This is a genomic window from Brevundimonas sp. AAP58 (assembly GCF_001295975.1).
Classification (GTDB): Bacteria; Pseudomonadota; Alphaproteobacteria; order Caulobacterales; family Caulobacteraceae; genus Brevundimonas.
Window position 1 is genome coordinate 1 of record NZ_LJHU01000102.1, and the last position, 4,600, is coordinate 4,600.

The 4,600-nt window shown below is 71.7% G+C and carries 5 protein-coding genes and 1 pseudogene; 5 read left to right on the top strand and 1 reads right to left on the bottom strand.

Annotated elements, in window-relative coordinates; translation table 11 throughout:
• The first annotated feature begins 111 nt into the window (after positions 1–111).
• The gene (locus tag IP78_RS12775) at positions 112–639 is read left to right on the top strand and encodes a phage tail tape measure C-terminal domain-containing protein (RefSeq protein WP_054112063.1); all 528 of its coding nucleotides are present in this window, start codon (positions 112–114) and stop codon (positions 637–639) included.
• A gap of 3 nt (positions 640–642) precedes the next feature.
• Here IP78_RS12775 and IP78_RS12780 read toward each other — a convergent pair whose 3' ends face one another.
• Positions 643–1,329 carry a DUF805 domain-containing protein gene (locus IP78_RS12780; RefSeq protein ID WP_054112064.1) on the bottom strand — a complete coding sequence of 229 codons (687 nt, stop codon included), beginning with the start codon at positions 1,327–1,329 and terminating at the stop codon, positions 643–645.
• Between the two features lie 169 nt (positions 1,330–1,498).
• Here IP78_RS12780 and IP78_RS12785 point away from each other — a divergent pair, with 169 nt between their 5' ends.
• The 4 genes and pseudogenes from IP78_RS12785 to IP78_RS12800 form a co-directional block, all read left to right on the top strand.
• Positions 1,499–2,131 (top strand): DUF2460 domain-containing protein, encoded by a 633-nt coding sequence (locus tag IP78_RS12785; protein WP_054112065.1) that lies wholly within the window; start codon positions 1,499–1,501, stop codon positions 2,129–2,131.
• A gap of 157 nt (positions 2,132–2,288) precedes the next feature.
• Positions 2,289–2,933 (top strand): DUF2163 domain-containing protein, encoded by a 645-nt coding sequence (locus tag IP78_RS12790; RefSeq protein ID WP_054112066.1) that lies wholly within the window; start codon positions 2,289–2,291, stop codon positions 2,931–2,933.
• A gap of 224 nt (positions 2,934–3,157) precedes the next feature.
• A complete protein-coding gene (locus tag IP78_RS12795) occupies positions 3,158–3,583 on the top strand; it encodes an NlpC/P60 family protein (RefSeq protein ID WP_231681012.1) in 426 nt (141 codons plus the stop codon).
• A gap of 119 nt (positions 3,584–3,702) precedes the next feature.
• Positions 3,703–4,600 (top strand): annotated as a pseudogene (locus IP78_RS12800) (hypothetical protein); the annotation flags it as partial.

Sequence of the window (4,600 nt, forward strand, 5' to 3'; positions counted from 1 at the left end):
TGGCAGGGCTGGACGGCGGAGGCGTCGGAGGGTGGCTCGCCTTGCCGCCCCCACCCGGTCTCCGCTGCGCTCCGACCACCCTCCCCGTGCCGGGGAGGGAGAAAGGTAACGATGGACGACTATCGACCCGACGAGCTGGACGGCGTGCCCGCGAAGGCGGCGGAAGCGGCGGCGGCGCTGGAGGCGTTGCGGGAACCGGCGGAGCGGGCGGCATCCTCGATCGAGGAGGCGTTCTCGCGGGCGGGGGCCAGTCTGACGCGGTCGCTGGCGCGGGCGGCGGCGGACGGGGAGGTGTCGCTGGCCGAGCTGGCGCGGGCGGTGATCGCAGCGGTCGGGGCCGGCGTCGGCGGATCGGGCGGGCTGGGGGCGGCGATCGCACAGGCGGTGGCGGGCGCGGTCGGGTTTTCAGGCGCGCGGGCGGACGGCGGCCCGGTACTGGGCGGCGGGGCCTATCTGGTCGGCGAGCGGGGGCCGGAGGTGTTCCGGCCGTCGGGCGCGGGTGTCGTGGAGCCCACGGGATCGGGCGGCGTGGTTGTGAACGTCACGGTCGACGGCGGGGCCCCGGCGCTCTTGAGGTCGGAGGCGCAGATCGCACAGGCGCTGGCCAGGGCCGCCGCGCTGGGGGCGCGGCGGCTGTAGGGGTCACTCGCCCTTGGGATTGGGGCCGAAGCGGTTGTCGCCGCGCTGGCTGTCGGAGATGCCGATCCAGAGCAGGAAGCCGAGCTGGATCAAGCCGACGATGGCCAGGATGCCCAGAACGGGGCCGAGGATGCCGAGGACGACGGCGGGGTCTTCCGACTCCCAGCTGCCACCGCTCATCAGGGCCGCGGCGCCCACGCTCATGAAGGCGGCGATGATACCGCCAATGCCGGCGATCCAGGGGATGATGACCAGCCAGCCGGTGTGACCCATGTCGTGCAGGCGCTTCACCGAGATGGCGAGGTTCGGCCAGATCAGGGCAATGGACAGCAGGGTTCCCAGCCGGGGGATCCAGCCGAGCACGACGCCGAGACCCAGGCAGATCAGCCAGCCGATCCAGAAATGCTGACGCCGGATGCGGCCGTTGAACGAGAACAGGACGTGCTGGAAGTTGAAGCTGTCGACCGGCACGCCGGGCGTCGCTGAAGGACCGGAGGGGGCGGGCGCGGCGGCCAGCAGCATGATGTTGGTGGCCTCGCCGGCGACGGGGACGAAGTCGACGCGCAGGCCGGAGGTGACGCTGGCCGGCGGGGTGACCGCGTCCCGATTGAAGCTGTAGCGGATGCCGTCGTCGCCGCTGATCAGGCCCGTGCCCGAGGCCTCGTCGAAGCTGAGAATCTGACCGCGCATTGTGGCTCCCCTGCCGGGCGGCCCCCTGCGGCCGCGAAGGGGTCGAGACTGGCGGACGCAGGACGGGCGGACAAGTGAAACCGGAGACAGGAATGGCCTTTCACGAGGTGAGGCTGCCGGCGCGTCCCGGCTTTCGCCGGGATGACAAGACAGCGCCGGGGTGGACGCGATGAGCTTTCACGAGGTGCGATTGCCTGCGCGGTTGGCGTTCGGATCGACCGGCGGGGTCGAGCGGCGGACCGAGGTGGTGACGCTGGGGTCGGGATATGAGCGACGGTCTTCGCCCTGGGCGATGGGGCGCAGGCGCTATCTGATCGGGGCGAACCTGCGGTCGCTGGCGGACATGGCGGCGCTGACCGAGTTCTTCGAGGCGCGGCGGGGACGGCTGTACGGGTTCCGGTTTCGGGACTTTGCGGACTACGCCTCGTGCGCGCCGGGCGGGACGCCGGGGCCGCTGGATCAGGCGCTGGGCGAGGGGGATGGGGCACGGACGGTGTTCCCCTTGATCAAGCGGTATGGCGACGACGGCGGGGAGCCGGTGGAGCGGCCGATCACCAAGCCGGTCGAAGGGTCGGTGCGGGTGGCGGTCGGCGGGGTCGAGCTGGAGGCCGGGGCTTTTGCGGTGGACGTGACCACGGGCGAGGTGACGCTGGAAGGGGTGCCTGCAGAGGGCGTCGCGGTGACGGCGGGGTTCCTGTTCGACACGCCGGTGCGGTTCGACGCGGACCGGCTGGAAGTCACGCTGGAGAGTTTCGACGCCGGGCGGATGGCGGCCGTGCCGCTGATCGAGGTGCGGGTCTGAGATGAGGGAGTAGGGCTTAGGGAGTAGTGAGTAGGGAAGCCGGCCTGCGCCCGCGAGTGGGTCTGAACTGGGAACAGGTGTGTCGCTCTGATAGCGGAGCCAGAGCCATTCCCCACTCCCTACTCCCTACTCCCTAAGCCCTCCATCGGGGGAACGAATGAGGGACATTCCAAGCGAACTGGCCGCCCGCATCGAGAGCGGGGCGGCGACGCTGTGCCATGCGTGGATCGTCACGCGGACGGACGGGACGCGGCTGGGGTTCACCGATCATGATCGGGATCTGGTCGTGGACGAGGTCGTCTGTCGCGCGGCGAGCGGGTGGACGAACGGGGCGGCTGAGGGCGCGACAGGGCTGGCGGCCGGGAGCCTGGCGATCGGCGGGGTGCTGGACGATGAGGCGGTGGACGAGGTCGAGGTGGCGGCGGGCCTGTGGGATCAGGCGCGGGTCGAGCTGTGGCGCGTGGACTGGAGACGGCCGGACCTGAGGGTGCGTCTGGGCGTCGGGCGGCTGGGGCGGATCGTTCGCGAAGGCGAGGGGTTCGTCGCCGAGCTCGAAGGGCCGATAGCGGCGCTGGAGCGGGTGGTCGGGCGGACCTATGGGCGGCTGTGCGACGCGGTGCTGGGCGACCCGCGGTGCGGGGTCGAGGCGCTGGGGCGAGTTTGCGACAAGCGGTGGGAGACGTGCGTCGGGGTGTTCGGCAACGGGCTGAACTTCCGGGGGTTCCCGGATGTGCCGGGCGACGACTTCCTGACGACCATGCCGGCGACGGGCGGGCGGCACGACGGCGGGAGCCGGCGGTGAGCCGTGTTGACGTTCTCCCTCCCCAGGCGGGGGCGCGGGCCGATCGTATACGATCGGCTCCGCACAGGCGCGCAGCGCCGGGTGGGGGCGGCAAGGCGACGCGTATGCGCTCGGCGTCTGGCTCACGCGGCCGCCCCCACCCGGCTTCGCCTGCGGCTCAGCCATATGGGGGTCGATCGTATACGATCGGCCCCCATGCCCCCGAGGGGGAGGGAGAGGCGGTGGTGCGCGCGGCGCGCGGATGGCTAGGCACCCCCTATCGGCATCAGGCGAGCGAGAAGGGTGTCGGCGCGGACTGCCTGGGGCTGGTGCGCGGGGTGTGGCGCGAGGTGGTGGGCGAGGAGCCGGAAGCGCCGCCGCCCTATTCGGCCGACTGGGCCGAGGTTGGCGCGGAGGAGACGCTGCTGATGGCGGCGCGGCGGCGGCTGGTGGAGCGGCCGGTGGAGATGATGCGGCCGGGCGACGTGCTGCTGTTCCGGATGAGCGAGGGAGCGGCGGTGAAGCACTGCGCCATCCTGAGCGACGTTGGGGGGCCCGAGCCTCGGATGATCCACGCCTACTGGGGTCGGGCGGTGGTCGAGAGCTGGATGGGGCCGTGGTGGCAGAGGCGGCTGGTGGCGGTGTTCGGGTGGCCGCTGGCGAGGGAGTAGGGCTTAGGGAGTAGGGAATAGGGAGTAGGGAAGGCGGGAGGCGCACGAGCGTTGGGCCAGCGACCCTAAGACCTACTCCCTATTCCCTACTCCCTGAGCCGACCGAGGGGAGGCGAACAATGGCGCAGGTGATCCTGGGTGGGGTCGGCGGGATCGTCGGCGGGGGCGTGGGGCGGGCGATCGGGGCGGCGCTGGGGGGCGTGATCGATCGAGGCGTGGTGAACGCGCTGTCGCCGGCGCGGCAGGTGGGGCCGAGGCTGGAGACGCTGAAGCTCCAGACGACGGCGGAGGGGACGCCGATGGCCTGCGTCTTCGGACGGGCGCGGGTGACGGGGCAGGTGATCTGGGCGGCGCGGTTCCTGGAGCGGCGCAATCAGTCCGGCGGCGGCAAGGGCGGGCCGAGGACTGTCGACTATGCCTATTCGCTGAGCTTCGCAGTCGCCTTGTGCGAGGGGCCGATCGACGGGGTCGGGCGCGTCTGGGCGGACGGCAAGCCGATGGATCTGACCGGCGTGGCGATGCGGGTGCATCGGGGGACCGAGGAGCAGACGCCGGACCCGTTGATCGAGGCGGTGGAGGCATCGCCAGTGGCCGGATCCGCAGGCGGATCCTGCGGGGCACCGTCGTATCGCGGAACCGCCTATGTGGTTTTCGAGGACCTGCCGCTTGGGCCGTATGGGGACCGGGTTCCGCAGCTGAGCTTCGAGGTGTTCCGGCGGCCGGACGGCGATGGGCTGGAGGAGCGGCTGGAAGGCGTGTGCCTGATCCCCGGTGCGGGGGAGTTCGTGCTGGCGACCGAGGCCGTGATGCGGCGCGAAGGGCTGACGCGGACGGCGGCCGAGAACGTTCATCTGGGGGATGGGCGGACGGACCTGATCGCCTCGCTGGATCAGCTGGAAGCGCAGCTGCCGAACCTGAAACGGGTCAGCCTAGTGGTCGGGTGGTTCGGGACGGACCTGAGGGCGGGGCACTGCGAAGTGCGGCCGGGGGTGGAGCGGCGGGACAAGCCGACCGAGC

Bases quoted from the DNA above. Each gene is read 5' to 3' on its own strand.
- IP78_RS12775 (WP_054112063.1), top strand. From the start codon at position 112: ATGGACGACTATCGACCCGACGAGCTGGACGGCGTGCCCGCGAAGGCG.
- IP78_RS12780 (WP_054112064.1), bottom strand. From the start codon at position 1,329: ATGCGCGGTCAGATTCTCAGCTTCGACGAGGCCTCGGGCACGGGCCTG.
- IP78_RS12785 (WP_054112065.1), top strand. From the start codon at position 1,499: ATGAGCTTTCACGAGGTGCGATTGCCTGCGCGGTTGGCGTTCGGATCG.
- IP78_RS12790 (WP_054112066.1), top strand. From the start codon at position 2,289: ATGAGGGACATTCCAAGCGAACTGGCCGCCCGCATCGAGAGCGGGGCG.